Here is a 26,203-nt window from a genome sequence, read left to right as displayed (position 1 = left end):
AAAAGTCAAAGCAGTTCTTTCACTCTTTGCCTTAACTCCGGAATAATCTCAGTTTCAAACCATGGGTTACGCTTCATCCAGATATTGTTGCGGGGGCTGGGGTGAGGTAATGGTAATAACTGCGGCCAGTAACTTCGCCAGTCTCTGACACGTTCGGTCAGGCTACGCTTAGGTTCCTGCAAATGCCACTGTTGCGCGTACTGACCAATAGCCAGTGTCAATTCTAAATTGGGTAGCTGTTGCAGTATTTGCTCGCGCCAGGTTGGCGCGCATTCAGGGCGGGGAGGCAAGTCACCGGACTTGCCGGTGCCCGGATAACAAAAGCCCATAGGGATAATAGCCAGTTCTTCGGCATTGTAAAAAGTGTCTTTATCAATGCCCATCCACTGACGAAGCCTGTCGCCACTGGGGTCATCGAAAGGCTTACCGGAGGCATGGACGCGCTTTCCGGGGGCTTGTCCGGCAACTAAAATTCTGGCTTTAGGGTGCAACTGAACAACGGGGCGGGCACCAAGCGGCAGCTCTGGTTCACATAAGGTACAGGCACGGACATCACGCAGAACTTGTTGCCAATGCGGCGGCTCTTCCCATTTCATAACCTTGCTCCAGCAGCTTTTTATCCTGAGTGAAACGCCCTACCGGAAAATCCTCCGGCGGAGCCAGAATTGTCATTTTACAGTCCGCAGGAGGGTTATCAATAAAGTTAATAGCGTCATTGTAAACTGCCGAACGCCGGGCTACTGCGTCAAATAAAGCAGGATGGTGTTTGAAAAAGCGCTTAGTAAACTTAGGCAAGGGTCTTATCTTCTTTCGGAAGCCTCGCGGCCGGGACAAAATAACCGTTATATCCCGCGCACCCATTTCATAGGCTTTAATCACCGGAATAGAGTCACCCAGTCCGCCATCCGTCATAGGAGCGCCGCCAACGGCCGGAAACTCGCGGTAAGCCAGCGGAATAGCGCAGGAAGCAGGAAATAGTTCGTGTAAGTTGTCGGCTGTCACCCTGGTATACACCGGAAACCCTGTATCGACATTGGTCGTTACAACGTATAAAGGCCGGTTCTGCTCCAGGTAATGGCGGGTGTTCAGCGGCACTTGCTCAAACGAAGCGTGCCAAAGCCAGCTTACATCGCAAAAATGTCCGCCTTTTAAAAAGCGTCGCCAGTTCAAAAACTCTGGTTGTAGCGCATGCTGCAAGAGAACTTTACGGTTACGTCCGTGGTCGCCGGCAAGAAAACCAATCAGGTTAGTTGAACCTGCCGACACCCCAATTGCAAAATCAAAGTCAGTTTGTCCGGTTTCAAGAAAACCGTCCAGCACACCAGCAGCGAAGATACCGCGCATTGCGCCACCTTCTACCACTAGTGCTCTTTTACTTTGCTCCTGGGTCATACACCTGCTTATTTTTTACTTCTCAATACTCTTTATTTTTCAATACTCTTTATTTCTCAATGAAGGCCTGCTCAATCACGTAGCTGCCTTGCTTACGTGACGTTGCTTTACTAAAGCCTCGTTCATTGAGAATAACCATCAGATCTTGAAGCATAGCGTCATTACCGCACAACATAAAGCGATCGTGTTCAGGGTTCAAATCTGGCATACCAATGGTTTTGGTTAAAGTTCCAGACTCCAGCAAATCGGTAATACGTTGCTGATGCGCTTCATCACGAAATGGCTCGCGGGTCACTGTCGGGTAATAGATGAGTTTTTCCCGCACCCAGTCACCAAAGTATTCGTTGTTTGGCAGAATCTCAGAAATTTCTTTTTGATATGCCAGCTCAGAAACCCAACGCACACCGTGAACCAACACGACTTTATCGTACTGTTCGTAAATGTCGGGGTCTTTAATAACACTCATAAAAGGCGCTAAACCGGTACCGGTACTGAGCAAGTACAAGTTTTTGCCGGGCAGTAAGTGCCCCGGTACTAACGTGCCTGTAGGGCGTGTCGACAATACCACTTCGTCACCCACCTTAATATGTTGCAGGCGTGACGTTAAGGCGCCGTCCGGCACTTTAATACTGAAGAACTCAAGCTCTTCTTCGTGGTTTGCACTGGCAATGCTGTAAGCTCTGAGCAGCGGCTTGTCTTCCAGTTGCAGTCCCATCATTACAAACTGACCGTTTTCGAAGGTAAAGCTTGGCTGACGCGTGGTTCTAAAGCTAAACAGGGTGTCGTTCCAGTGACGTACCTGAGTCACTTTTTCCGCAATGATACTTCTCATAACAATTCCTCATTGGCGATTTTGTGCGCATAATAACATAAAAAAACTAAATCTAAATGAGAATTTTTATCATTAACTATTGAAAATGAGAACGGTTTTTATATAAGATACATGCACTGTTGTTTGTAAAGGAAGAAAAGTTAATGGCTCGACGTTCGGGTGGCCGCAGAGGGTGGTCTTTAAAAGACTGGCATTGGATAAGCTCTGCCGTTTGCCTCATTGGCATGTTGTTGTTTTCAGTCACCGGTATAACGCTAAACCATGCTGGCTGGATAGAATCCGCACCCAGCGTCGAAAGCCATGAAAGCTCTCTCCCACAAACGGAATTGGACCGGTTGGCGAATGCTTCAGGGAATGACGCTCTACCAACTTTTTTCCACCGCTGGTACGAAGATAAGACGCAAAACAGCATCAGTTCAAATGCCGAAATCGAATGGAGTGACTACGAATTGTACGTCGCCATGCCTCGCCCTGGCGGGGACAGCTGGTTCAGCGTCGATTTAACCAGTGGTGCTTTTTATTCGGAAACCACCGATCGCGGCTGGATAGCCTACTTCAATGACCTCCACAAAGCCCGCAACACCGGTTTTCTCTGGAGCCTTTTCATTGACGTATTTGCCGTTGCCAGCATTTTATTCACAATTACGGGGTTATTACTTTTGAAAAAATACAGTAAGGGGCGCAAGTCCACCTGGCCACTGGTTCTGGCTGGCTTCATCATTCCTTTGTTCGCCGTTATGGGGTCAGCGCATGCTGCTGAGAACGAGCTCAATGTCGAAATTCCCCGTCTGTCAGTGGCTGAATATCACGCACCTTACCTGGCGGTATGGCTGGCAAATAAACGTAACCAACGGGTAGTTGATATTGCAGTCTGGTACGACGTTAACCTAAAAGATAACGAAGGCGAAAAGTGGCTTAAAGACATGCGCCAGTGGTGGCGTCGCAGCGGCCGCATGGCCGACATGCCTATCGACGGTGTATCGGGTGCAACTCGCCGCCCCGGCACTCACAAGGTGGACTTAACGCCTTTATTAACCAAATTACCAGAACTTGAGCCCGGCCAGTACTACTTGTATGTAGAAGCCGCGCGCGAAGTCGGCGGTCGTGAAATGTTGCGCCTGCCATTGTCTTTACCTATCGATAGCCCAATATCCATCTCAGAGACCGGCGAGCACGAGCTTGGCCGAGTGTCATTAAAACTGGAGCCTTAATCATGAAATTATCTTCTGTACTTACTACCAGCCTGGCTGTGCTGACCTTATTTGCCAGCACCAGCAGCGAAGCTCACCGGGTCTGGATTAAACCCAGCGCCACCGTCGTTTCCGGCGACTCAGAATGGGTGACTTTTGATGCCGCTATCGCCAATGGCATTTTTTATCCTGATCACTACCCGCTTAGCTTAGATTACGTCAAAGCCATGGCGCCGGACGGCTCCGATGTGACTCTGGAGAATGGCCATAAAGGCAAGTATCGCTCGGTATTTGATATTGAACTGGAAAAAGAAGGCACTTATACCATTTATTCAGCCAGCTCAGGTTTATCCGCACGCTGGGTGGATGACGAAGGTGAACGCCAGTACTGGCCGCCACGTGGTGCGCAAAAAACCAATGAAGACTTCTACAAAGAAGTGCCTCAGGACGCTAAAGAGTTAGAAGTTAGTGAGCGCTCACGTCGTGTTGAGACATTTGTAACTTCTGGTGCGCCAACTTATGACACGCTCGGCCCAACAGGTAAAGGTCTGGAACTTGAACCGGTAACCCACCCGAACGATTTATACACCGCTGAAAACATTACCTTTAAATTTAATATTGATGGTGCTGCAGCCGCGGGAACTGAAATTGTCTTAGTAAAAGGCGGTGAACGTTACCGTAACCAGGCACAACCAACCAAGTTAACAACTAACGAGAAAGGCGAAGTCACCTTCACTCTGGATGAACCAGGCATGTACTGGTTAGAAGCAGAATACGCCGACGACAACGGCGAAGCCCCGGCAAGCAAACGCCAGGGCTCTTATGTTGCCGTATTAGAAGTTCTGCCTATGTAAGGTTTCATCTGACGTAGCCTGACATTCATGTCAGGTGCGATACAACCCGACGCGGACGTAGCCTGACATTCATGTCAGGTGAGATATCGCTCCTGACGTAAACGTCAGGCTACTCAAGACGAACCACTCCCAGGGTGTTGGCGTCGGTGCCGAACCAAATGGAATCGGTAGTTTCATCAGAGAACATATGACGAACGGTACCGCCGCCACTCTCCAGCTCAATTGGCTCTGAAAACTCGTGGGTTTCGGTATCGAAGCCCACCAGCCGGTTTGGCTGCACACCGGTTTCTACAAACCAGACGTCATTACGTTTATCCACAGCCATACCATAAGGCCGTGAATTTTCTTCAGCCGGTGCCCGCCAGTCTTTATTCTCACCGCTAGCCGGATCGTAGCTACCCACGTAACCCTTGTTATAGTCGACATACCAGATGGTACCGTCGTCAGTCATACCCAAACGACGAGGCCGGTTATCTTTTCGATCCAGCTCAATTTCCTGTAGCTTGCCGTTTTCTACAGTAGCCAGCTTATTTGTACCAAAGAGCGTCGCCCAGGGTTTGTCGTTCTCGACAATTAAACCGTAAGGCCGGGCCGAATCCGTAGGCACACTCCAAAGCTCTATTTCACCGTCATCGGTTTCCAGAAAGCCTATTTGATTACCGCCCTGCACCGTAAACCAAATATTACCATCGCTAGTGAAATCCATGGTGTGGCTGTCGCGTGTTCCATCTCCGGGTAATTCATACTTTTTAATGTCGCCTGAAGCCGGATCAATTAAGCCAATATGGTTCATTAGGTTACCGGCATACCAGCCCCCGCGGTCGTCAACAATTACGGTATGCGGGCCTGCGCCATCGGGTAGATCGTAGCGTTTAAACTCTTCGGTTTCGGGGTTAAATGTTGCCGCGTAATCACTTCCCTGACCCACAAACCAGACAGTGTCATTATGTACCCAGGGATCACGGGGTCGAGAGTCTTCCCAGGGAACCTGCCACTCCTGAATTTCCGCTTTAGCCAGTCCACTGTCTTTGTGGTCATCGCTGTTAGCCGGCGCACTGCTTACTCCCGCCAGGCCAATGATTACCGCACTTGTTAAGCTTAAGTATTTCATTTTATGGCCTCCGTAAATAATTTCGTATCCTGACATTACAGTAGGCTGACGTTTACGTCAGGAACGATATCTCACCTGACATGAATGTCAGGCTACCGCAATGGCATATCCAACTGATTTATCAGTATAGACGCTATTGCTTCAAACCCCACACTGTGCAATCTTCAACCTTTAAATACTAAACGGTACCTCTTACATGCTGGATCAATGGCTCATTGGAATAATCTTAGTCGCCATGTTGGTGCTTTTCGTCATAGATAAATGGCGTTACGACCTGGTTGCCATGATGGCGCTATTGTCCGCAGCTATCCTTGGTCTGGTTCCAACTGCTGAGGTTTTCAGTGGTTTTGGTAACGCTGCTGTCATTACGGTTGCGGCAGTATTGATTATTAGCCAGGCGCTATGGCGTTCCGGCGTTGTCGATGCATTGGCCTCAGCTATGAAAAATATTGGCGATAAACGCTGGATACAAATGATAGCCCTGACCTCAGTCACGACAGTCTGCTCGGCTTTTATCAGTAATACCGGCACCATGGCGATAATGATTCCGGTCGCCCTGCAACTTGCCCGCAGCAGTGGCAACAACCCATCCAAATTGCTTATGCCTATGGCTTTTGGTTCATTACTGGGTGGTGCCATTACTATGGTGGGTACGCCACCAAACATTATTATTGCCGACATTCGTCGCGAAGCTATGGGCGAGTCCTTCGGTATTTTTGAATTTACTCCGGTCGGCCTCAGTATTGCCATAGCCGGTTTGCTTTTTATGTGGTTACTCAGCTCCTGGCTAGTGCCTGAAAAAGCAGGAAAGTCGAAATCGCAGTCGCTATATGATGTCAGCAGCTACCTGACCGAACTCTATGTACCTGAAGGCTCTAATTTCGTTGGTGAAACTCTGTATGAGCTGGAAAACCGCAGCGAAGAAGACTTTGTGATTGTTGCGCTACAACGTGGCGAAAAGCGCTGGTCTGCACCCGCTCGTTATTTACGGCTAAAAGCTGAAGACGTGCTGATAGTTGAAGCCAATGCTGAAACTATTCAGCAGGTAATTGACGGAACCGGACTGGAGCTCAATGCCGAAGAGGAAATTGATGACCGCTTTTTAAAATCCGACGACATTACGGTTATTGAGGGCATTGTCGGACATGACTCTCGCCTTATCGGCCGCTCCGCTGCCGACATTAAACTGCGCAGCCGCTACGGTATTAATGTACTGGGCGTAGCCCGGGAAGGTCAGAAGCTGGGAACAAAACTGGCAAATATTCGCTTTAAGCCAGGCGATGTTTTATTACTTCAGGGAGACGCTGAAGTGCTTAATGACGTATTTCAACGCTTCGGCTGCTTCCCCCTGGCGCAACGCAGTTTACGGCTGGGCTCGCCAAAACAGCTGATCCTGCCATTGGGGATATTCTCGGCAGCAATTCTGGCAGCAGCACTCGGCCTTATCTCGGTGCCGGTTGCTTTCTCACTGGCAGCAGGCCTTATGGTTATTACCAATATTTTGCCTCTGCGAGAGCTCTACGACGCCATAGACTGGCCTATTATTGTTCTGCTGGGCGCAACCATTCCACTGGGTTCCGCGCTGGAGCGCAGCGGTGCCGCCGACACCATTGCTAATGCAGTGCTTTACATCAGCCAGGGGTCGCCCGACTTTGTTGCGGTGGGTTTACTGCTAATAGTGACTATGCTGCTGTCCAACATTGTCAATAATGCGGCGGCAGCAGTACTTATGGCACCTATTGGCATTAGTATGGCGAGCAGCTTTGGTGCCAGTATGGATCCGTTTTTAATGGCCGTTGCTATTGGCGCCGCGGTGCCTTTCTTAACTCCTATAGGCCATCAGTCGAATATATTGGTTATGGGCCCGGGCGGTTACAGCTTTAGCGACTACTGGCGGCTTGGCCTGCCGTTGTCTCTGCTGGTGTCGGCGGTTGCGCTGGTCATGATACTGCTGGTATGGCCGTTATATTAATTGCTAATTTTATAAGGCAAATAGGTTTGCAGTGTTTTCAGGTGTTCGCGTAACGCACAGCTTTCATCCTGACAATACTGCTCAATGGCGTCGCTAAGAGGCGCCTCCATAAAACGGTAAAAGCCTTCGCGCAGAACCGGCTCAAAACCACGATGCAATTTGTGCTCACCCTGGGCACCCGCGTCAAAATACTGCAGCCCGTGGTTTATGCAAAACTCAATTCCCTGATAATAACAGGCTTCAAAGTGCAGAAATTCAAGCTCTTCCAGGCAGCCCCAGTAGCGTCCGTAAAGTGTATCTTCGCCTTTAAAGCACAAAGAAGCAGCCAGCAGGTTGTCGTCTTTGTAGGCAGCGAATACCACAATATAATCGGCTAAATGTTCAGCCCAGAGCTTGAAGGTAGCAGGGGTTAAATAGCCGCCATGCCCAGAACGTTTTAAATAAGTACGCTGGTAGAACAGGGTAAATTGCTGCCAAAACTCCGCAGTCAGCTCATTCCCTTGAAAGGTTCGCATCTGCACATTTTGTTCTGATACTTTCTGCCGCTCTTTGCGAATCGTCTTACGCTTACGCGACACCAGAGCCGCTAAAAAATTATCAAAGCTGCCGTAGTCCCGGTTTTGCCAGAGAAACTGGATATCAAAACGCTGCCACCAGCCTTCATCGGCTAAAGCACGGCTCACGTCAGGTTCAACGTACAAACTCTGCAAGTTACTGACGTCATGTTGCTTTAACAACTCCGACTCAATAATGGACAGCACTTCGCCGCGGTTAACGCCCTCGTTAATAGCCAGACGTGGTCCCTGACATGGGGTAAAAGGTATGGCGTTAATCAGCTTGGGGTAATACTGAAAACCGTAGCGCTCAAAGGCTTCGGCGAAGGCCCAGTCGAACAGATACTCACCGTAGGAATGCGTTTTCTTAAACCACGGCATAGCCGCAACTATGGTGCCATTATCATCATAAACGACAACATATTGCGGCAACCAGCCGCGCTGCAACCCAAGACTGCCACCCTGCTCAAGCGCCAGCAGAAAGTCATAGCGAGTAAAGGGGTAATGGCGCCCGAACAGGCTATCCCAGTCGTTTTTAGCTACAGTGGTGATTGTTGAATGAATAACTGCTCGCATGCGTTAGGCGCTTAAGAGCCCAAGCACACTGATGTCTTCATCCAACTGTGGCCAGTGAATACCCTGACCGTTACCCAACAATTGCCAATCCTAACGCTGCTCCTCGGTGGCACTTTCCAAGCGAGGGAACCAAACAATGGGCGCAGAAATTTTACGGCCATCAGCAAGCTCGACCTCAAGAGTTGCCTCGGTAACAGATACATTCACTGCAACAGGATGGCGATCAATTTCTAAAGTATTCATACCACGCCTCCAGTAGTTCTTCTCAATTAGAAGCTTATCTTAACAGACAAATCATGATTAAAAGACAGTAAAAACCCGCACCCAGACATCAGCGGTCAGCTGTAAAGAGCTGTGAGCCTCGGCACGTTCACGGCCCTCGGCACTGCTACGGTAGAGGTGTGGTGTCATGGTAAGTAGGTTTTGAACAGCCTGGTTATTATTCAGTTCAAATTGGAAAGTCACACGCTGCTCTGATGCTAAAGACCAGTATTCTGAGTTTACAGGCAGGTTATCTGACTTTGTTTTTATCTCAGAATAAATAATGGCTTTTAGCTCTTTTAGGTGATCACCAGTTGGGTCTACCATAATCAGCCGCCCGCCGGGCTTTAGAACCCGCTTAAATTCAGCTTCAACAGGGAAGCCAAACACGCACAAAATAGTATCGACACTGTTATCGTCCAATGGAATAGAATTATTGGAAGCGACCATCCAGCTGAGGCGTTTATCGCGTTTTGCCGCAGCCTGCACTGCCCATTTTGAAATATCCAGAGCGGCCATGCTTAAATCAGTACCGTTTTGTTCCGCCTGCTCAATCAAATAACGTAGGTAGTAGCCTTCGCCACAACCGGCATCGAGCACCGCCTGCTCGCCCTGTACTAACACAGTATCAGCCAGGACCTGCGCCAGTGGTTCATAATAACCCTGCTCCAGAAACTCCCGCCGTGCCTGCACCATGGCTTTGCTGTCGCCGGGGTCTTTCGAGCGCTTATTCTGCACCGGCAACAAATTCACGTAGCCCTGCTTTGCCACATCATAGCTATGGCCATTTTCACAACGCCAGCTGCCGTCCACCAACTGCAAAGGTGACTGCTCTATTGGGCAACGTAAGGCGGATATTTTTGTTATTGGCATACCATCTACTTTTACAACGCTATTTTGCGACCATCTTATTCTTCCTGCTCGCCTTCTGCCAGCACAACAAAAAACCACCATCGCTAAAAATTAACGATGGTGGTTTTGCTATAGCTAATACGTTAAATAATAACTACTGGCTTGTACTGACGCCCAGCTCTTTCAGCAGATTATCCGCATGGTCAACGTATTCCATCTGCCACAGCATGTAGCGAGTATCCACCTGAATAGAACGGGTGTTCTCCAGGTTGAAATCCCAATCGGAAATAATGGAATCCAGCGTGCCGTCAAAAGCCAGGCCGACAAACTCACCTTTATGGTTCAAAACCGCAGAACCTGAATTACCACCGGTAATATCCAAAGTGGCAAGGTAGTTCACAGGTACAGAATTTAAATCCGCTTTCTCATAAGGACCGAAGTCACCGGCTTCAATCGCCTTCAGTTGTTCTTCCGGCGCATTAAACTCCCCTTCACCAGTGGCTTTTTCTGTTACACCACGCAAGGTAGTAAAAGGTGCCCAGGCATTACCGTCTTCGGTACCATGGTCACGGCCTGCAACGTTACCGTAAGTAATTCTCAGCGTGCTGTTCGCATCAGGGTACACCGCCTCTCCTTTACTTTGCATAAAGGCAATTTTTGCACGCATGTAGTCAGCGTAGGCTTGCTGAATTTTACCGGAAAGTTCTTGGCTCTTTTTCTCATCTTCTAAATCGGAAGGATAAAGTGCGACAGCAGCTTTGACGAACGGGTCTTCGCTTTGCTCAAACTGTTCCGGGCCAAATTCCAGCAACGCCATACGGTTATCCCGGTCAAGTAAGCTAGTGCTTTCATACCAACCATCAATTAACGCGCTTAACTCGTCCTTGCTCATGCCATCACGCAGACCCATAGCTTTATCAAACGCGGCATCGCGCTCTGACTTAGGCTGCGCCATGTAGCTGCTCAGATTGTGCAGATCTAATGCCTTCTCAACCTTAGCGTCAAAATTGCGATCCATACCTGCTAAATATGACTCAAAGCGCGGAATATCACGTTCCTGGTAACCGGCTTTGCGTTCGGCGTCGGGCTTGGTGCCTTCCTGAGCCAAACGGTGCACAGCGCGGGCAACAGAAAGCAAACGCGGCGTTGCATTATTCAGTTGGTAATCAGCACGACTTTTCTTATGGCGCTGCTGTAGCAACATATCAATGGTATTAAGCCCATCGGCATACAACGCTTTTTTCGTGCGGTCGCTGTTTACCCACTCAGTCAGTTCTTTATGTTCCTGTTGCTTACGTTCCAGCAAGTCGCTGTTCGCAAAGCTGTCCAGCATACCCTGACGGTTTTTCAGGTAATTGTTCAGGCCGGCAACACGACTGGCGTATTTAAGCTCTGCGTCTTTGTCGTCGGCTGTTTCCCGGGCAATAATGTCCAGCGAATCCTGAAACTGCTCAACTGTTTTAGGATAGCTCCATTCAAAGGTTTCTTTTACTTCAGACGGCAGACGATGACGGTTAGTGCGGCCCGGATAACCCAGCGCCATAACAAAGTCACCTTCTTCCAGACCTTCACTGGCTATCGTTAAGTGGTAATCCGGTTTATAAGGTACGTTGTCTTCACTGTAATCCGCTGACTCACCTTCCGGGCTGACATAAGCGCGTAAAAAGCTGTAGTCGCCAGTATGACGTGGCCACATCCAGTTATCGGTGTCGCCACCAAATTTGCCAACACCGCTTGCCGGTGCATGGACTAAGCGAACGTCCTTAATTTCCAGTTGCTTAATAAGGTAATACTCGAGGCTGCCGTAATATGCAGCTACCGTGCAACGATGCCCTTCGTCCTCTTCACATTCTGCTACCAAAGCTTTCTGGTTATCTTCTATCGCGTCCAGACGCGCTTTGCCCGTTAACTCGGTTACCTTGGCATCAATCACCTTATTAGTGACGTCATCGACCGCTTTAGTCACAAAAATGCGACTGCCCGGTGCCGCCGGTACTTCTGCACTTAAGTCTTTGGCTAAAAAGCCATTAGCGAGCAAATCGTTTTCTGGCGTCGAGTTATGAGCAATGCTGTTGTAAGCGCAATGATGGTTCGTTGCTACTAATCCGTCTGGTGACACAAACGAGGCCGAACAACCTCCCAGACTGACAATAGCAGCAGCGGGGAACTCGGTTAATTTAGAAATATCATTAGGGTCAATAGTCAGACCTGCCGCCTTCAGCTTATCGGCAATTTCCGGTAACTGTTTGGGCATCCACATACCTTCGTCGGCTGCCGCAAAACAGCTGACTACAGACAAAGCAATCAATAACTTTTTCATAGTGTCTCTTCTGTTAATTGTTAGGGAGGGAACAATAACCTCTGATAAAAGCTATAGTCATAGTCTTGCCGAAACTTGTCAATAAACAGACAAGTAATGTTACAAAATAACAGTGTCAAAATTTACGCACAAAAAAGGCCGTGCAAAAGCACAGCCTCTTACAAGTATAGCTTGCTGTTTTTACCAAGCGTATTTAACACTCAGTTCCACATTGCGCGGAGCACCGAAAAAGCCCTGATTATAAAAGTCGATGCTGGAATAGTACTTTTTATCAAACAGGTTGTTGACGTTAAAGCTCAGATCCCAGTTTTGGCTTAACTTATAGTTAGCCATGGCATTCACAACGGTATAGCTGTCCTGAATAAAGGTTTCGCCATTTGGGCCTATATTCGGGTTAGACGATATTTTGCTCTGCCAGTTGGCGTTCACACCGACTTTCAATGCATCTGTGGCAGTATAAAGTACGCTGGCTTTCACCATGTCTTCGGGTAAGTAAGGCGCATAGTCTGAACCGTCACGATCTTCCGACTCATTGTGGGTATAACTGAAGAAAATATTCAGCGAATCGGTTGGCTTACCATTTAACTCAAGCTCATAACCTTCACTTTCGGCACCATCAACTCCGATAGACGGCTGGATAGTCGTGCCTGGTAGGAAATCCGGGTTATCGGGGTCATTAATCGCTAGGTTATCTTCTTTTACTTTAAAGACGGCAACACTGGCTGTTAAAGCTTCATTAAAGAAGTCGCCTTTAACGCCCAATTCTGCGTTTGAACCTTCCACCGGACCAATGAGTTCATTTTCTGCATTTCGTGCGCTTTGAGGTTTAAAAATTTCCGTGTAGCTGGCATAGGTTGAAATAACGTCTGTGACATCATAAACCAGCCCGAAATAAGGGGTGTTAACACCTGAGTTTTTATAATCGCTTGGCGACCAGGGTGATTGTACAAAAGTGTCATAGGTTGTAATTCTATTGCCTAGAATAGCAGTTAAGTCATCCGTTAAACTCAATTGAGCTGCAGCGTATACCCCTTTTTGTTTATATGATTCATAAGTTCCATAAGCGGGAGTGTCGCTAAAGTTAATGGGATCGACCCCATTCCCCCAGTCAAACAAACTAGGAACGTCTATGGCGTCAGCACTGCTATAAGAAACGGAATCAACATTTTGTTCAGAACTCAAAGCACCGGCTGTTAATTGGTGCTCACGACCAAATAGCTCGAAAGGACCTGACGCCAAAAAGCGATAGGAAGTTTGCTCACGTTCAGCAACATAATGATTTGGCGATGTTCCTAAGCCTTGTCCGGTATCTTTGTTTGGAAAACCGGAGAAATACAAAAGATACCCGTCCATATCATCTTCACGACGTTCAACATCCAGTTGGATATCCCAGCCGTTATCAAAAGCATGCTCTAACTGAACGAATACACTAGTACTTTCTCTATCCCATCGATTCCAGGTCGATGCTGTCGTTGTACTAACTGGCAAATCATCAGCCTGTGTACCGTCGTCATAAAACAGAGGCAGTGCGCCCCACATACTTCCTTTGGGATTACGCTCGCTATAATCAGCGCCCATGGTTAAACGTGTTTGAGTCGTTAAATCAGCAGTTACAACAGCGTAAATTTGCGCGTTTTCTTTTTCGGACAAATTGACGTAACTGTCACCTTCTTCATAGGCAAGCGCAACACGTCCTTTTACGTTTCCATCCTCAGACAAAGTTTGAGAGTGGTCAGCTTCTACTCTGTAGTTACTCCAGGAGCCAATCCCCAGGCTCGCATAACCACCATCTTCCGCTTTAGGGCGCTTACGAATAAGGTTAATGGCAGCAGAAGGTTCGCCGGCACCGGTTAACAAACCGGTAGCGCCACGCACAATTTCAACGCGTTCAAAAATAACGGAGTCCGCCAAAGCTTCACTAAAGAAGCTGTTGTACGCAATAGGCACACCGTCAAACTGGAAGTTGGTCACATCGCGGCCACGGGCACGGAAGAAAAACCGGTCAGTTTCGGCCTGTTGCGCCTGAATACCCGGTGCAAACTGCATCACATCGGCAACCGTATCGAGCGAGAAGCTGTCTATAAAGGTGCGGTCAATAATAGAAATAGATTGGGGTGTCTGGCGCAATGTTAACGGCAGGCCTGTTGCAGTAGTCGCCTGATCTAAAGAACTGCCGGTAACCTTAATGTGTTCAAAAATCTTTTCCTGCGTTCCTGCTTTTTCTTTGTTTTCTTCAGCAGAAGCTTCCTTTTGTGCAGCTACAGCCGCGGAGCTTAACAGGGCGGATGCTACCGCTGTGGCTATGAATTTTCTGGCAAATGCCTTCATGAATTGTCTCCCGACCAAACTTTGTAAATGAGAATTGTTATCGACACATTGTATTTGATAATTGTTCGTATTTACAATATCATTTCGGAAAATTTCTCGGGGGAGTTCGAATGACACAAAGGCAATGGTTCAAATTACATGGGTGGTGCTCGCTGCCAATATGGATCCTGTTTTGCTTTATTTGCATTACCGGTACCATCGCCGTATTCAGTCACGAGCTAACCTGGCTGTTCAACGAAAATGCGCGCGCGGTTAATCCTGACAATTTGCCAGCTCAGCCAATTTCCGAGCTAGTTGCTACCGTTAAAGACCAGTTTCCAACGGCCAACGTTACGACGGTAATGACTTTTGAGCCTTATATTATTAACGCCGTACTCTTCTCTGATGAAAACATCCCGATGGGCATTGCGTATGTAAACCAGTACACCGGAGAAATTCAGGAAGTTAATCAGGGCATCACTTTTATTAACTTTATGCGCTCACTGCATAGCTGGTTGCTATTCCCCTGGCAAGACGGCTACAGCGTTGGTTATTACCTGGTTTCGGCCATGTCCTTTGTCATGATTGGCGCTCTGGTTACCGGCCTGGTCATTTATAAAAGGTTCTGGCGCGCTTACTCGCAACCTAAAATTCGTGCCAAGCAAGGCAAAAAAACCCTTTTAACCGACTTACACAAGCACGGCGGCGCCTGGTCCATCTGGTTCCTCATTGTTATGAGTTTAACTGGCCTCTGGTACTTTACTCAGCAAGTGCTCTGGCACGCAGACATTGATATTGAAGAACACGCTCCGCTGGTTGAAGTATCTGACATTCCTATGGGAGAAAAAGCACAGGCTCCGGTGTCTTTTGAAGACGCTTTGCTTATAGCGGAGCAGCGCTTCCCTGATATCCGCCCCAGCTTCATTATGATGCCTGAGCATAACCGTGACATGTTCAAAATTATGGGCGGCGGCGACTTCATTTTCTACGACCAATACTCTTACCGGCTGGATATTAACCCGTGGAATGGTGAGATAGCCCGGGCCGTTTCGCCCGACAATATGAATACCCTGCAGACCATTCAGCATATTGTTGATCCGCTGCACTACGGCACTATTGGCGGTATCTGGACTAAAGCCATCTGGTTTATTTTTGGACTTATTTTGTCAGCCATGTCCATTACCGGATTTTTGATTTGGGGTTCTCGCACAGTGAAAGCGGCAAAAGCCAAACGCACACCGCTGCAAGAGTCGTTACAGAATGAAGGAGCTAACTAATGGCACGCCGTAAAAATACCTTCTGGAACCGGAATAAATTTAAGTTCAGTGGCTTAATTCTTATTCTGCCCTTTTACTTTTTATATGAGCAGTTGCAGCCACCTGAATTCCCTCCTGTCTGGGATGAAAAAGCCGCAGGCCCATTTAAAGTGGCCTTGCAACCAGCCAATAATGACGCGCCTTACGCACATCATGAAGACTGGGTAAAAGACTTTTCAGCGTACGTTAACGAAGGAAAAGTCAGTGATATTCGTCAGGGTTACGTGAACATTGGCGAGGAGCCAATTGCTATTGAAGAACTGCAACAAGATGATGTCGGCATTTTGCACGGCAGTGAGTTATTGCAGCACGTACATGCTATAGCGCCACAAAAACTCAATTCACAACAGCGCGTTTGGGTCACTTTGCAAACCTGGAATGGTGACGTTCATCAAGCTCATTGGGAACTTCCCGAAACTTGGGTGAAATAACACTTTAAACGCGAATCATTTTCATTTAGAATCTCCGCCAATTTAGATCGCATCTAATATTTGAGGGGAATAATGAAAATTCAAAAGACTGTTCTGGCGGCTAGCATTCTGGCCGCTTTAGCTTCCACCAGCAGTTACGCACAAGAAGAAAAACAAGAGAAAACTCAAGAAGAGATGATGGAAACCATCAATGTCAGCTCTCGCGGACTTATCTCTTACGTTAGTGCTACTGGCTCCAAATCTGACACACCGATTATTGAAACGCCTTTATCGGTTTCTGTACTTACCGAAGCTCGTATTCAGGACTTAGGTGCTGTTACCGTGCAAGATGCTATCGGCTACGTTGCAGGCTTGTACAACGGCCCATACGGCGTTGACACTCGTGGCGACTGGGCTCAGATTCGTGGCGTTGCTCCAGTTCAGTACCTTGATGGCCTTAAATCTCTGTTCGGTAACTACAACAACGTTCGCGTTAACCCTTATTCTCTTGGCCAAATTGAAGTTTTAAAAGGTCCTAGCTCGGTTCTATATGGCCAAGGCTCTACCGGCGGCATTATTAACTTAGTGAGTAAACGTCCGAAGGCAGAAACTGAAGGTCAGTTCTGGGCTCAATTGGGTAACTACTCCCGTAAGCAAGTTGCCGGCGATATTACTGGTGCATTGAACGATGATGCTTCGTTAACCGGCCGTTTTGTAGGCTTATACCGCGACAGCGATACGCAAACCGATTACGTTCCGGATAACAGCCTGGTGCTAAATCCGTCATTGAGCTGGCATGCCTCTGAAGATACAAAAATTACCTTAATTGGCAACATTCAGCGCAATGAGTCAGGCTCGAGCACACAATTTTTCCCCTGGCAGGGAACCTTGTTGCCGAACGAGTTTGGCCAAATTGACAGCTCTACTTTTGTGTCAGAGCCGGGTTTCGACAAATACGATACGGAGCAAGACGCGCTAACAGCCATTGTTGAACACGACATTAATCTGAACTGGAGTCTGCGTTTAGCAAGCCGGTACAGCGACAGTCATGCAGACTACAACACAATGTACGGTTGGCCGCCGGTATTTGCGGAAGACAATCGCACAGTAAGTCGTGTAGCTACTTTATATCGCTCTGACTCAAGAAGCTGGACAAGTGACTTACAACTGCATGGCTCGGTAATAACCGGTCCTGTCGAACATGACCTTGTATTCGGCATAGATTTTCAAGACGCATATACAGATTCCGACTCTGCTAGCGCGGCAGTGCTTAACGAACTCGACTTGTACAATCCGGTGTATGGTCAGGCAACAGGCTTACCTACAGAAGAAGACATAACCGATGCCGCTTCTTTAACAACTCATCAATTAGGATTTTATGTACAAGACAACATGCGCATCGCAGAGAAATGGTTAGTTTCGGCCGCCTTGCGTCGTGACAGAGCGACCAATAACCCTGAGGGTGGCGTGGCAACAGACCAATATGCCACTACTGGTCGACTGGGTTTTATGTACTTAATGGATGGCGGTGTCTCACCATACATTAGTTACAGTGAATCGTTCTCTCCACTCATTGGCCGAGATGCTTATGACAATCCATACGTCCCATTAGAAGGTAAACAGTGGGAAGCTGGTGTTAAATACCAGCCGGAAGGTACAGAACACTTACTGACCGCTTCCGTTTATAAAATTACAGAAGAAAACAGAACTACCACCTCTAATGATGGCGATGCCCCATTCCCTGACCGTCAGATTCAAGTGGGTGAGGTCGAGATAGAAGGTGTTGAATTAGAAGCTCAGCTGGCCTGGGATTCTCTGGACGTTTACGCCAGTTACGCGTACACCGATGCAGCTATAAGCAAAAGCAACGAGCCAACTGAAGTTGGTAAGCCTTTATCCGCAACACCGGACCATCAGGCATCTATCTGGGCCACGTACCGCCCAGATAATTGGAACGGCTTTAAGATTGGTGCCGGTGCACGTTATGTCGGTAATACTTCCGACGGTTATGTAACTTACAATAGTAATCAGCTGTACTTAGAAACACCCAGCTATACCGTATTTGACGCCATGATCGGGTATGACTGGGACAACTACAGTTTGAGTCTGGATATTGACAACCTGACTGACAGAACAGTACTCACTTCATGTTTGAACCGAGGAGAGTTCGACTCAGGGGACAATTACGGTGACTGTTTCTACGGACAGCAACGCACGATTATGGCGAACTTCCGTTATAACTTTTAAAGCTTACTGAGTGTAGCTTTCACGTGTAGCCCCGGGCGTATCTCTTCCCAGCGTCCGGGGCTCTTTTTTAGGTGTGATTTATTCGTTGGTATAGTACTGAACGCCTATCTCTATGCGATCACGACCATTTTTCAGGCGCCAGCGGTTCATGTCTCTTAATGAGTAAACGCAGCCGCAATATTCCTGTTGGTAAAAACGTTCACGCTTAGCAATTTCCACCATACGCGCCGCGCCGCCTTGCTTACGCCAGTTAAAGGTCCAGTAGTGCAGGCCAGGGTATGGTGCTACCGCACGCTGACCACAGTCGTTAATCTGGTCCATGTTTTTCCAGCGTGAAATACCTAAGCAACTGGTAATGGTGTCAAAACCGTTTTCGTGGGCATACAGCGCTGTACGCTCAAAGCGCATATCAAAACATTCGGTGCAACGTTCACCGCGCTCCGGCTCCCACTCCAGGCCTTTAACCCGTTCGAACCAGTTTTTAGAGTCGTAATCGCAGTCAATAAAGTCCACACCCAGCTTCTCAGCAAAGCGGATGTTCTCTTCTTTACGCAGCAGATACTCTTTTTCCGGATGAATATTCGGGTTATAGAAGAAAATGGTAAATTTAATGCCAGCTTCCGCCATGCGCTCCATAACCTCGCCTGAACATGGCGCGCAGCAAGAGTGTAGCAACACATGATCAGACCCCGTCGGAGTCTCCAAAACAATGGATTCTTTCTTGTTTCTAGCCATAATTCTCTCTTCGCGGCTGAAATTTGTGCGAATTATAACTCAAACAGGCGGGGGTGATCACCTTCTTGGTTAGAAGAGCTTATAGTTGAATGAAACCGATCGAGCCATTTCATTACTCAACCCGCAAACAATATTGTAGGAGCGCCTCTCTAATACTCTGGCGAGATTTTAGAAAAAGCATCATATATGCTTTCTCTTCTTCAAGTCGATAAATGGCTCTAAACTGCTGATCAGGGAGAATAAAGTCACGATAATTCGTAAAGCCTAAGTCGGCCGCTTCTTCACAAAGCGGGCTGCTTTCGGGATAGCGTATTACCCTCTGCTCAAGCATATCTATAAAATTAAATATCAGACCCCTTGCCTGCGATTGACCAATATACCTCGCCAGATATTGGCTATGTGCACTAACTTGACGTTCAAATGTTTCGGTATATTCAATACTAATTGCCGTCATTCGTCAGCACTTCCTCAAGATTAGAACGAAGCTGATTTGAAGATAAGGTGCGTCCAGCTTTTAAATCTTTTTCTGCGAATGACATTAGCTTCATAAAAGCCATTTGTTCTTGCTGCATTTCATACTGGGCTGGGTCCTGAACCACATAGAGTGGCTCCCCATTTTGGGTAACAACAACAGGCTCCTCAACATTCATTGAAGACAGTTCTTTCTTAAATGCTGAAACCGTTGTGATGCGTGACTGTTTAGTTTGATACATTGTCTGCCCCCTAGACTAGGTTACTTTTAAAATTATAGATGAAAACCAACAGAAGTCCAAATAAAGACCAAATTTAGTCTACAAACACTTTAGAGGTAAATATGAAAAGGATTTTATTAGTATGCGCATTTGTTTTGGTTGCTGCTTTCTCTTTTTGGGCAGGCCACCAAGCATCGGAAGTAAATACGCCAAAAACTACCGATACTTCAAATGAAGAAGAGCTCAAACGCGAGCAACTTATTGCAGAGAATCCCAGCTTTTTTGAGGGACAGAACAAGTATTTTTCTGACGACGGCAACTACCTTTATGGCGTTGAGAGATTTGTACCGCAGAATGGCATCAGTTCGTGGGGAATAAGCCGCGAGAAAGAGCTATCCAACCTGCTGTCCGATCAAGATGGGCTGTTACACGCGGAGTCCGAATGTCGGCTGACCATGTGCATTACGACAGGCGCATTCATGAGCCAGCAAGAGTTTCGCACTTTCTCGATAGACTACAATAACCTGCAATTTTACGGTCAGCGTTATGGAACGAAGTCTTTAACTGATGGCCTACTGGTTTTTTATGTTATTACCTATAAGCAGACCGACTAACCCATAAGCTGCTTACTAAGCATACCAATAATGAAACCAAATACAGCCCCGAGTGCGGGCATCCAGTGGCGGCGCATTTTCGCCTGTGGGGCAATGTCCTGAAACACCAGGTAGAGAATGCCGCCCGCGGCAAAACTCATGATCATCGCTGTAATTTGTGGTGCATCACTCAACCACCAGTAACCCATAATTGCCGCCAGGGGGCCGAAAAAGGAAACACCTAAAAGCCCGATTAAAGCGGTTTTAGTGGTTAATTTTGCCGATTTCAGTTCACGATAGGCATTAAACCCTTCCGGGAAATTTTGCGCGGCAATGAAAATGGCCAGCAAAATGCCCATTTTTGGGTTAACGGCAAACACAGCCCCTAGAGAAACCGCTTCAGGCACAAAGTCGAGCACCATCGCCATAAATTGTGAAACATTGCCCTCATGCTTTTGCAACCAAGCATCAACGAGGCAAAAAGTAACACCGCCAGCGGCAAATAACCCTGTCAGTTGCCAGGCATTTAACTCTTTCATTCCCTCTGGCACTAATGCAAAAGCCACGGCGGCCATTAAAATGCCACCACCAAATGCCGTAACGCCGTGTACGAACTCTTTCTTAACTGTCGTATTGGCTTTGCCTTCAACGTGCGCTAAAAAGCCGCCGAAAACCGCCATTAAGCCGGCTCCCCAGGCTATGAGCAGCATAATATAAACGTTCATGATTAAACCTTATCAAATACAGAGCCGGTGTCCGGGCTAAACAATTTACTGTAAAGCTTGGTCGCGTAGTTGTCCGTCATGCCCGAAATATAGTCGCAAATAACACGATTGGGGTTTTCTGCGTTTTTATATTTTTGCAAAGTAGAGCCAGGCAGCAGTTGCTCTGGGTTTTCGCTCAGTACCTGAAACAGCTTCAAGATCATCATCTGGCCTTTGTACTCCAAAACTTGCACCGAAGAGCTCCGAATAACATGCTTAAACACAAAGTCCTTCAACACTTGCAGAGTATGTTCAATATGCTCCGGAAGGCTCGCCTGCAGATCCAGCCAGGGAGATTCAAACAGGTTCTGTTCTGCAACTTCGATGGCATCCACAAAATGCCCGACAAGTTTACTAATTGCATGCTTACGCGCCCTGCTTTGGCCTGAAAAAAGCGCCTCGGTGTAAAACCGCTCTTCCTGCATAATAACGCTGTTGTCGTCCAACACAGCGAGTACGTCTTCGCGCCACTGCTTTTCAGTTACTAGGTTCAGCGCCAGCGAGTCTTCCAAATCGTGCACGCCGTACGATATATCATCTGCCAGCTCCATAATGGAGGTATCAAAAGCTTTATATTGTGCTTTGGTTTTACCCTCTTTCGTTTTAGTGGAGCGAAAAGTCGCTTTGTCGTTGGGAGTCAGCGGTTCCAGTATCCAGTCCAGCACATCCTGTTCGTCGTCATGAATGGATTTAGGCGGTTTAAAAGCACTTAAGTGGTCTTCGGCAGATAGTGAGCAAGTACTAACTTCGCTATGCAACACCGGATACTTAAGCACGCCAAGTAAAGTACGCCGGGTTAAATCCAAACCGTCGTGGTCGGAATACTCACCCAGCTTTGAAATAATACGCAGCGTCTGCCCGTTACCCTCAAAACCACCGCTGCTGTGCATGTGATAGTTCAGCGCCACTTCACCACCGTGCCCGAACGGCGGGTGACCAATATCATGCGCCAGACAAATGGCTTCAATTTGGAAATAGGACGGGATATGCATCGAAATAGCGTCGTTGTTGGCATACTTTTGCTTTAACTTCTCACAAATGCCCGAGCCAATCTGCGCCACTTCCATAGAGTGCGTTAAGCGCGTACGGTAAAAGTCACTCTCGCCCACACCCAGCACCTGAGTTTTTGCCTGCAAACGGCGAAACGCCGACGAATGAATAATACGCGCCCGGTCACGCTGCGCATCACTGTCCGGCGTAGCGGCATTAAAGGTGGTGGTTTTTCCTGAGCGGCGTTTGAGCATAGCAAAATGTCTTCGTTTGTTTTTTCAGTTACTCACAGCAAAACAAATTTTTTCGGGTTTGCCCAGTTTTAATACCGCCAATGTAAGACATTTATATCAATGCCTTACCAATTGATAGTTTAAGAACTCAAATTTAGTATAAATACACCAACTTGACGCACAACACTGTTGTGCATAGAATGAATGCAAAGTGATCAGTAAACCATGGCCGTTAAATTCAGGGACGACTGGCTAGAACGATTCTACGAAGATGATATCAGCCACAAGAAAATACCGAAGATCATCAAAGGAGCGCTCTTCAGGAAGCTCGAAATTTTGGATGCTGCAACGCAGGAGTCAGATTTAAGGGTTCCCCCAGGTAATCGCTTCGAATATTTAAAAGGAAAACTTTCGGGGTATTGTTCTATCCGGGTTAACAAACAGTATCGACTTATTTTCCACTGGGAAGACGGTATCGCCCAAGATACATACCTGGATCCACACCTTTACCAAAGTTAAAAAGGATAATTATGAGAGATACAAAACGTCGCCCGGTATCCGTTGGCCAGATGCTAATAACCGAGTTTCTTGAACCGATGAACATTGAAATAAAAGAGCTCGCTGATGCCATGAGAGTACACAGAAATACGCTCAGCCGAATTGTTCATGACAAAGGAGCCTTGACCGCACCTATGGCTATTAAATTAGCTGCCGCTTTGGGTAACACTCCGGAGTTCTGGTTGAATATTCAGCACGCCGTCGAAATCTGGGACGTACGCCACCGGGCATACGAACAAGAAGCTGAAAACGTAAAGCGCTTGAAACCTCACGCTAAGCCTTATCAGCAGGCTTGAGGGATCGGCGGCTTTAAAACCTCAATAAACCCGCTGCTTCTGTTGTTCGTAATTAAGTGTCATAGCGGCTTTCGCTAGTTCAATTTTACATTCTGGAATATCGCGTAGCTTTTCCTGACGGAAATATTCAAGCAGGTGGCACAAATGCCAAAGTGACGGGTTGCCCTCATGCACCGGTAGTGGAAACTTCTCCAATTCCTGATCCCGTACTTTCCGCAAATATTGCCGGCTCATATTGAGTTGCTCGCCAGCGTCTGACAAGCCAACCAAATCCGGGCCTATTTCAACTAGCTTAGCCTGAGGGATTATTTTTTGAATATCAGATAACGCAGAGCGAATTGCCTCTGTTGCATTATTTGATTCACGTACAAAATTTAACGCCAATCGACCCGCAACTCCCACGCCAATAATTGCATCATCACATCCGCCAGCAAAAATCTGGTTACTAAGATCATCGGTTTTCAAGTCTTTAGGGATGACAAACTTCAACGTAAAGTCATATTCATTCATTGTCGTCATCTCCTATATAGATACAGTTATCAACAACTCGCTTTAACTGGTTTGAATGAGTCTTCTCATTTCTCGGCGTACTATTTACAGAAGTGATGCAGAACTCTCCACAACGACATTTCAAGCTGTTTTGTTTACACAAAATCTGTCCCCAACAATGTCCTTTTCCGCGATACTGCACTCTCCAGCCTTTCTGTTCGGCATAACGCAAAGCCTTTTCAACTTCCTTTTTAGGGTGTCTGGGTCTATCCATGTAAGCTTCAGCCCGGATTAAATTTATACAACAACAACTAAGTTGTCAAGTGACAACCTTGTAGGTAAGAATTGAAAGTGTAGTTCAGCTTTTACGTCTTCGCTACAGACCGAAACTGGCACGCCTCTTGCTGTTTCCTATCCATAAACGCGAATAACGCACTAAACAGGCAAAACATTGCCACCCGGCAATGCCAATTTTGGATAAGGAAAAGCCATGAACATGAACCCTGTGAGTAATAACGCGAGTTATCCGACGACAACAACGACGCAAAGTAATAAAACTGAGGAACCTGGCAATACGGAACAAGACCGTGAGTCGCTGATAGACAATGCCTACCGCAGTATATTGCTGAATCGTATGGGTGTTGATACCGGGCATCTGGAAGAAATTGAGCAAAAGATAGAAGAGCTTGAGAGTAAATCCAGCCTTACCAAAGAAGAAAAAGACGAACTTAACAGTCTGATGGAAGCGCGCGATCAGCTATTCGAAGATGCGATGCGTCGTCAGGCGGAAGAAGGCAATAACGGCAAACAGTCCAATATTCCCATATCAATAACTGAAAACTTTAATGCGCGTAAGATTTCGCCTAACGACATGAGCGAACTGGCCAGCCAGTTGTTTGATGCTGGCGTTATTACTCGTGAGCAGCGTAGCGCAATGAGTTTTCAAATCTCCAAAACCAGCCTACACAAAACCTTTACGCCAGAGTCTCAGCAGATAGACCCGGATAAGCCCATGGATTTTGTGAAGTTTTGGGAAGATAGGGTAAAAGCCAACGACTATTTTGACGTATCAGCAAAAGAAAAAGCGAAAGACCAAGGAATTTTAGATGTGCTGCGGCAGGTTTAATTTACTTTTTTGAGTCATCCAGATCAGACTTTTTCGCTTCAGCTAAAAGCTTCTCTGCGTCGGCGCTAATAGCCTTTAGCCGCGCTGCTGTCGGCCTAAAAAGGGACTCTACTTTAGGGTTGCAGGCTTCCAACTGGCGCACCATGGCTTCAAATAACTCGGCACCCACCATATAACCAGCGGTTTTATTGTGGGAAAGTACCGCCACAGGCTCAGCTTCAAAATACTGGCAGGGGTGCTTGCGCACGTCACTGGCAGATACCGTTTTTTCAGCCAATATAGTTTGTGTGTTCATACTCTACCTCACCACTTTTACATCTATTGACTAAATTATAGCCATAAAACATACGCAATTACAAACAAAATAATATACATAAATATGTACAATTTAATTTTCTGTCTGTTTTTTCAAATCACTATTCTGCGCTTCAATTTCACTGATGTACTTTGACTGATGCTCGCGTGCGAGTTTCACCGCTTTGTTCGAGGCCTTTAGCGCACTCTCGTTGTTGTCATTCATTGAATAAACCGTTGCCAGGCTGTCCCATAAAACTTCGGACTGGTCGAATACCTCAACGCCTTTCTCCAGAATAGCCTGTCCCCAGTCAACTTGGCCTTCATAAGCGGCCTTTAAGCCATACACGTTGTATTGCTGAACCGACATAGGAAAGTCGTAACCCACCGTCTTTTCGTAATCAGCGTAGAACGCCTGCAACTGCTCCAGCGACTTAATTTCGATATTCGGCACCGCGTTAAAACCACGAAAAACGGATTTAAGCCCCTCGACATTGCCAATTAGCGGCGTGCTGTCATGAGTTTCGTTGGGGAACTGCTTTGATTCCCAGTTAAAAACCGATTCCGGCTTCGCTTCCAGCACGTTCAATAAACGCTCATAGCTCTCGGCCATTTCGTTAGGCTCATTCGCCATACTGACAAACCAACGTACCGCCGGCTTTTCTGCCTCTTGCTCTGCCGCTTTTATGTCATTGATAAGCGCAAAATCATCCCACCAAAGGCTTGGGCTCACCGATATTGCAGCATTGATAAAATCTGAGTGGTGAGTCGCCAGATAACTGGTGTAGAGCCCCGACAACGAGTGCCCAGTAACCACCGTATAAGGCGACTCTCTGTACTTTTTCTGCAACGCTGGCATAAGCTCATCTTGCAAAAACTGGGTGTACTGCTCAGCACCGCCAGAGCGGTCAGCGTAGGCTTCCATTTTTGTGTGAGTAAAACGCTTTAAGCGGTTCCTCGCACTGACCCCGACAACAATCATTTCCGGCACAATAGAAAACGTACTTAAAAAATTAACGTTACCCGCTATGTGTTCAAACTGCGTTGAACCGTCCATAACCAGTAGCACCGGATACTGAAAACTGTCTGAATGCTCATAGCTTTCCGGCAAAGCAACCCTTGCCGTTATCCCTTCATCAAGGAGCTTAGATTCCATAGTGAAGATTTCGGACGCATGTACGCTGGCAGCGGTGAACAGAACAAAAAGATAGGCAAATGAACGGGTTAAGCTTTTAAAGG

26 protein-coding genes and 1 pseudogene are annotated in these 26,203 nt (G+C 47.2%); 10 read left to right on the top strand and 17 right to left on the bottom strand.

Features of this window, described 5'->3' with window-relative positions:
* Window positions 1–5: 5 nt before the first annotated feature.
* Genes ACN0RF_RS09765 through ACN0RF_RS09755 form a run of 3 tightly spaced genes read right to left on the bottom strand, consistent with a single transcriptional unit; the run spans window position 6 to window position 2,224 of the window.
* Window positions 6–596, bottom strand: coding sequence for a uracil-DNA glycosylase family protein (locus ACN0RF_RS09765; RefSeq protein ID WP_417438848.1), 591 nt, complete (start codon window positions 594–596; stop codon window positions 6–8).
* On the bottom strand, window positions 553–1,392 hold the full coding sequence (locus ACN0RF_RS09760; RefSeq protein WP_417438847.1) for a patatin-like phospholipase family protein: 840 nt from the start codon (window positions 1,390–1,392) through the stop codon (window positions 553–555). Before ACN0RF_RS09760 ends, ACN0RF_RS09765 begins: the two co-directional genes overlap by 44 nt.
* 49 nt (window positions 1,393–1,441) lie before the next feature.
* Window positions 1,442–2,224, bottom strand: a complete 783-nt coding sequence (locus ACN0RF_RS09755; protein ID WP_011235725.1) for a ferredoxin--NADP reductase — start codon at window positions 2,222–2,224, stop codon at window positions 1,442–1,444.
* A 143-nt stretch (window positions 2,225–2,367) separates the two neighbouring features.
* Here ACN0RF_RS09755 and ACN0RF_RS09750 point away from each other — a divergent pair, with 143 nt between their 5' ends.
* Together ACN0RF_RS09750 and ACN0RF_RS09745 are read left to right on the top strand one after the other, a co-directional pair.
* Window positions 2,368–3,435, top strand: a complete 1,068-nt coding sequence (locus ACN0RF_RS09750; protein WP_417438846.1) for a PepSY-associated TM helix domain-containing protein — start codon at window positions 2,368–2,370, stop codon at window positions 3,433–3,435.
* Window positions 3,436–3,437: 2 nt separating this feature from the next.
* Entirely contained in the window at window positions 3,438–4,268 is an 831-nt protein-coding gene (locus tag ACN0RF_RS09745; RefSeq protein WP_417438845.1) for a DUF4198 domain-containing protein, read from the top strand.
* A gap of 109 nt (window positions 4,269–4,377) precedes the next feature.
* Here the strand turns inward: ACN0RF_RS09745 and ACN0RF_RS09740 are convergent, their stop codons facing one another.
* Window positions 4,378–5,379, bottom strand: a complete 1,002-nt coding sequence (locus tag ACN0RF_RS09740; RefSeq protein WP_417438844.1) for a lyase — start codon at window positions 5,377–5,379, stop codon at window positions 4,378–4,380.
* 196 nt (window positions 5,380–5,575) lie between these two features.
* Between ACN0RF_RS09740 and ACN0RF_RS09735 the strand changes: the two genes are divergently transcribed.
* Window positions 5,576–7,351, top strand: coding sequence for an SLC13 family permease (locus ACN0RF_RS09735; RefSeq protein WP_417438843.1), 1,776 nt, complete (start codon window positions 5,576–5,578; stop codon window positions 7,349–7,351).
* Here the strand turns inward: ACN0RF_RS09735 and ACN0RF_RS09730 are convergent.
* The 5 genes and pseudogenes from ACN0RF_RS09730 to ACN0RF_RS09710 all read right to left on the bottom strand — a co-directional run bounded on the left by ACN0RF_RS09730 (window position 7,348) and on the right by ACN0RF_RS09710 (window position 14,242).
* The gene (locus tag ACN0RF_RS09730; RefSeq protein WP_417438842.1) at window positions 7,348–8,481 is read right to left on the bottom strand and encodes a GNAT family N-acetyltransferase; all 1,134 of its coding nucleotides are present in this window, start codon (window positions 8,479–8,481) and stop codon (window positions 7,348–7,350) included. The genes ACN0RF_RS09735 and ACN0RF_RS09730 overlap by 4 nt on opposite strands.
* A gap of 3 nt (window positions 8,482–8,484) precedes the next feature.
* Window positions 8,485–8,724: pseudogene (locus ACN0RF_RS09725) on the bottom strand (DUF2442 domain-containing protein).
* Window positions 8,725–8,781: 57 nt separating this feature from the next.
* The gene (locus tag ACN0RF_RS09720) at window positions 8,782–9,615 is read right to left on the bottom strand and encodes a putative RNA methyltransferase (RefSeq protein ID WP_417438841.1); all 834 of its coding nucleotides are present in this window, start codon (window positions 9,613–9,615) and stop codon (window positions 8,782–8,784) included.
* A 133-nt stretch (window positions 9,616–9,748) separates the two neighbouring features.
* Entirely contained in the window at window positions 9,749–11,914 is a 2,166-nt protein-coding gene (locus tag ACN0RF_RS09715; RefSeq protein ID WP_417438840.1) for a S46 family peptidase, read from the bottom strand.
* A 180-nt stretch (window positions 11,915–12,094) separates the two neighbouring features.
* Window positions 12,095–14,242, bottom strand: a complete 2,148-nt coding sequence (locus tag ACN0RF_RS09710; RefSeq protein ID WP_417438839.1) for a TonB-dependent siderophore receptor — start codon at window positions 14,240–14,242, stop codon at window positions 12,095–12,097.
* Between the two features lie 110 nt (window positions 14,243–14,352).
* Between ACN0RF_RS09710 and ACN0RF_RS09705 the strand changes: the two genes are divergently transcribed.
* From ACN0RF_RS09705 to ACN0RF_RS09695, 3 genes are all read left to right on the top strand, one after another.
* Window positions 14,353–15,498, top strand: coding sequence for a PepSY-associated TM helix domain-containing protein (locus tag ACN0RF_RS09705; RefSeq protein ID WP_417438838.1), 1,146 nt, complete (start codon window positions 14,353–14,355; stop codon window positions 15,496–15,498).
* Window positions 15,498–15,968, top strand: a complete 471-nt coding sequence (locus tag ACN0RF_RS09700) for a hypothetical protein (protein WP_417438837.1) — start codon at window positions 15,498–15,500, stop codon at window positions 15,966–15,968. The genes ACN0RF_RS09705 and ACN0RF_RS09700 overlap by 1 nt, the downstream gene beginning before the upstream one ends.
* Window positions 15,969–16,040: 72 nt before the next feature.
* Complete coding sequence (locus ACN0RF_RS09695) at window positions 16,041–18,194, top strand: TonB-dependent siderophore receptor (RefSeq protein ID WP_417438836.1); 2,154 nt, start codon at window positions 16,041–16,043, stop codon at window positions 18,192–18,194.
* 78 nt (window positions 18,195–18,272) lie between these two features.
* Here ACN0RF_RS09695 and ACN0RF_RS09690 read toward each other — a convergent pair whose 3' ends face one another.
* From ACN0RF_RS09690 to ACN0RF_RS09680, 3 genes are all read right to left on the bottom strand, one after another.
* Window positions 18,273–18,929, bottom strand: coding sequence for an epoxyqueuosine reductase QueH (locus ACN0RF_RS09690; RefSeq protein ID WP_034822872.1), 657 nt, complete (start codon window positions 18,927–18,929; stop codon window positions 18,273–18,275).
* A gap of 112 nt (window positions 18,930–19,041) precedes the next feature.
* Window positions 19,042–19,383, bottom strand: a complete 342-nt coding sequence (locus ACN0RF_RS09685; protein WP_417438835.1) for a hypothetical protein — start codon at window positions 19,381–19,383, stop codon at window positions 19,042–19,044.
* Window positions 19,370–19,642, bottom strand: a complete 273-nt coding sequence (locus tag ACN0RF_RS09680) for a type II toxin-antitoxin system prevent-host-death family antitoxin (protein WP_114982302.1) — start codon at window positions 19,640–19,642, stop codon at window positions 19,370–19,372. The genes ACN0RF_RS09685 and ACN0RF_RS09680 overlap by 14 nt, the downstream gene beginning before the upstream one ends.
* 101 nt (window positions 19,643–19,743) lie before the next feature.
* On the opposite strand from ACN0RF_RS09680, the gene ACN0RF_RS09675 reads away from it, so the two are divergent.
* Window positions 19,744–20,235, top strand: coding sequence for a hypothetical protein (locus tag ACN0RF_RS09675; RefSeq protein ID WP_417438834.1), 492 nt, complete (start codon window positions 19,744–19,746; stop codon window positions 20,233–20,235).
* Here the strand turns inward: ACN0RF_RS09675 and ACN0RF_RS09670 are convergent.
* Both ACN0RF_RS09670 and ACN0RF_RS09665 read right to left on the bottom strand, forming a co-directional pair.
* Entirely contained in the window at window positions 20,232–20,939 is a 708-nt protein-coding gene (locus ACN0RF_RS09670; protein WP_114982300.1) for a ZIP family metal transporter, read from the bottom strand. The two genes, ACN0RF_RS09675 and ACN0RF_RS09670, sit on opposite strands and share 4 nt — an antisense overlap.
* A 2-nt stretch (window positions 20,940–20,941) precedes the next feature.
* On the bottom strand, window positions 20,942–22,222 hold the full coding sequence (locus tag ACN0RF_RS09665; protein ID WP_417438833.1) for an anti-phage deoxyguanosine triphosphatase: 1,281 nt from the start codon (window positions 22,220–22,222) through the stop codon (window positions 20,942–20,944).
* A gap of 204 nt (window positions 22,223–22,426) precedes the next feature.
* Between ACN0RF_RS09665 and ACN0RF_RS09660 the strand changes: the two genes are divergently transcribed.
* Window positions 22,427–22,720: a type II toxin-antitoxin system RelE/ParE family toxin gene (locus ACN0RF_RS09660; RefSeq protein ID WP_417438832.1), complete on the top strand. Its 294-nt coding sequence runs from the start codon at window positions 22,427–22,429 to the stop codon at window positions 22,718–22,720.
* Window positions 22,721–22,731: 11 nt separating this feature from the next.
* Entirely contained in the window at window positions 22,732–23,055 is a 324-nt protein-coding gene (locus ACN0RF_RS09655; protein WP_011235745.1) for a HigA family addiction module antitoxin, read from the top strand.
* A gap of 21 nt (window positions 23,056–23,076) precedes the next feature.
* Here ACN0RF_RS09655 and ACN0RF_RS09650 read toward each other — a convergent pair whose 3' ends face one another.
* Complete coding sequence (locus ACN0RF_RS09650; RefSeq protein ID WP_417438831.1) at window positions 23,077–23,565, bottom strand: DNA-binding protein; 489 nt, start codon at window positions 23,563–23,565, stop codon at window positions 23,077–23,079.
* Window positions 23,566–24,034: 469 nt separating this feature from the next.
* Here ACN0RF_RS09650 and ACN0RF_RS09645 point away from each other — a divergent pair, with 469 nt between their 5' ends.
* Complete coding sequence (locus tag ACN0RF_RS09645) at window positions 24,035–24,670, top strand: hypothetical protein (protein WP_417438830.1); 636 nt, start codon at window positions 24,035–24,037, stop codon at window positions 24,668–24,670.
* 1 nt (window position 24,671) lies between these two features.
* Here the strand turns inward: ACN0RF_RS09645 and yafN are convergent, their stop codons facing one another.
* Both yafN and ACN0RF_RS09635 read right to left on the bottom strand, forming a co-directional pair.
* On the bottom strand, window positions 24,672–24,965 hold the full coding sequence (gene yafN / locus ACN0RF_RS09640) for a type I toxin-antitoxin system antitoxin YafN (protein ID WP_054490425.1): 294 nt from the start codon (window positions 24,963–24,965) through the stop codon (window positions 24,672–24,674).
* A 93-nt stretch (window positions 24,966–25,058) separates the two neighbouring features.
* The gene (locus ACN0RF_RS09635) at window positions 25,059–26,120 is read right to left on the bottom strand and encodes an alpha/beta hydrolase (protein ID WP_417438829.1); all 1,062 of its coding nucleotides are present in this window, start codon (window positions 26,118–26,120) and stop codon (window positions 25,059–25,061) included.
* Window positions 26,121–26,203: the final 83 nt, after the last annotated feature.

It is taken from the genome of Idiomarina sp., assembly GCF_048260185.1.
Taxonomy (GTDB): Bacteria; Pseudomonadota; Gammaproteobacteria; order Enterobacterales; family Alteromonadaceae; genus Idiomarina.
Note: the sequence above shows the minus strand (reverse complement) of the source record. Positions and strands in the feature narration are given on the sequence as shown.

What these genes read in the sequence shown, in the direction of transcription:
- ACN0RF_RS09660 (WP_417438832.1), top strand. Translation starts at nt 22,427, where the DNA reads ATGGCCGTTAAATTCAGGGACGACTGGCTAGAACGATTCTACGAAGAT.
- ACN0RF_RS09760 (WP_417438847.1), bottom strand. Translation starts at nt 1,392, where the DNA reads ATGACCCAGGAGCAAAGTAAAAGAGCACTAGTGGTAGAAGGTGGCGCA.
- ACN0RF_RS09670 (WP_114982300.1), bottom strand. Translation starts at nt 20,939, where the DNA reads ATGAACGTTTATATTATGCTGCTCATAGCCTGGGGAGCCGGCTTAATG.
- ACN0RF_RS09710 (WP_417438839.1), bottom strand. Translation starts at nt 14,242, where the DNA reads ATGAAGGCATTTGCCAGAAAATTCATAGCCACAGCGGTAGCATCCGCC.
- ACN0RF_RS09700 (WP_417438837.1), top strand. Translation starts at nt 15,498, where the DNA reads ATGGCACGCCGTAAAAATACCTTCTGGAACCGGAATAAATTTAAGTTC.
- ACN0RF_RS09735 (WP_417438843.1), top strand. Translation starts at nt 5,576, where the DNA reads ATGCTGGATCAATGGCTCATTGGAATAATCTTAGTCGCCATGTTGGTG.
- ACN0RF_RS09680 (WP_114982302.1), bottom strand. Translation starts at nt 19,642, where the DNA reads ATGTATCAAACTAAACAGTCACGCATCACAACGGTTTCAGCATTTAAG.
- ACN0RF_RS09635 (WP_417438829.1), bottom strand. Translation starts at nt 26,120, where the DNA reads ATGGAATCTAAGCTCCTTGATGAAGGGATAACGGCAAGGGTTGCTTTG.
- ACN0RF_RS09645 (WP_417438830.1), top strand. Translation starts at nt 24,035, where the DNA reads ATGAACATGAACCCTGTGAGTAATAACGCGAGTTATCCGACGACAACA.
- yafN (WP_054490425.1), bottom strand. Translation starts at nt 24,965, where the DNA reads ATGAACACACAAACTATATTGGCTGAAAAAACGGTATCTGCCAGTGAC.
- ACN0RF_RS09755 (WP_011235725.1), bottom strand. Translation starts at nt 2,224, where the DNA reads ATGAGAAGTATCATTGCGGAAAAAGTGACTCAGGTACGTCACTGGAAC.
- ACN0RF_RS09695 (WP_417438836.1), top strand. Translation starts at nt 16,041, where the DNA reads ATGAAAATTCAAAAGACTGTTCTGGCGGCTAGCATTCTGGCCGCTTTA.
- ACN0RF_RS09740 (WP_417438844.1), bottom strand. Translation starts at nt 5,379, where the DNA reads ATGAAATACTTAAGCTTAACAAGTGCGGTAATCATTGGCCTGGCGGGA.
- ACN0RF_RS09765 (WP_417438848.1), bottom strand. Translation starts at nt 596, where the DNA reads ATGAAATGGGAAGAGCCGCCGCATTGGCAACAAGTTCTGCGTGATGTC.
- ACN0RF_RS09675 (WP_417438834.1), top strand. Translation starts at nt 19,744, where the DNA reads ATGAAAAGGATTTTATTAGTATGCGCATTTGTTTTGGTTGCTGCTTTC.
- ACN0RF_RS09705 (WP_417438838.1), top strand. Translation starts at nt 14,353, where the DNA reads ATGACACAAAGGCAATGGTTCAAATTACATGGGTGGTGCTCGCTGCCA.
- ACN0RF_RS09665 (WP_417438833.1), bottom strand. Translation starts at nt 22,222, where the DNA reads ATGCTCAAACGCCGCTCAGGAAAAACCACCACCTTTAATGCCGCTACG.
- ACN0RF_RS09655 (WP_011235745.1), top strand. Translation starts at nt 22,732, where the DNA reads ATGAGAGATACAAAACGTCGCCCGGTATCCGTTGGCCAGATGCTAATA.
- ACN0RF_RS09720 (WP_417438841.1), bottom strand. Translation starts at nt 9,615, where the DNA reads ATGCCAATAACAAAAATATCCGCCTTACGTTGCCCAATAGAGCAGTCA.
- ACN0RF_RS09650 (WP_417438831.1), bottom strand. Translation starts at nt 23,565, where the DNA reads ATGAATGAATATGACTTTACGTTGAAGTTTGTCATCCCTAAAGACTTG.
- ACN0RF_RS09730 (WP_417438842.1), bottom strand. Translation starts at nt 8,481, where the DNA reads ATGCGAGCAGTTATTCATTCAACAATCACCACTGTAGCTAAAAACGAC.
- ACN0RF_RS09690 (WP_034822872.1), bottom strand. Translation starts at nt 18,929, where the DNA reads ATGGCTAGAAACAAGAAAGAATCCATTGTTTTGGAGACTCCGACGGGG.
- ACN0RF_RS09715 (WP_417438840.1), bottom strand. Translation starts at nt 11,914, where the DNA reads ATGAAAAAGTTATTGATTGCTTTGTCTGTAGTCAGCTGTTTTGCGGCA.
- ACN0RF_RS09685 (WP_417438835.1), bottom strand. Translation starts at nt 19,383, where the DNA reads ATGACGGCAATTAGTATTGAATATACCGAAACATTTGAACGTCAAGTT.
- ACN0RF_RS09745 (WP_417438845.1), top strand. Translation starts at nt 3,438, where the DNA reads ATGAAATTATCTTCTGTACTTACTACCAGCCTGGCTGTGCTGACCTTA.
- ACN0RF_RS09750 (WP_417438846.1), top strand. Translation starts at nt 2,368, where the DNA reads ATGGCTCGACGTTCGGGTGGCCGCAGAGGGTGGTCTTTAAAAGACTGG.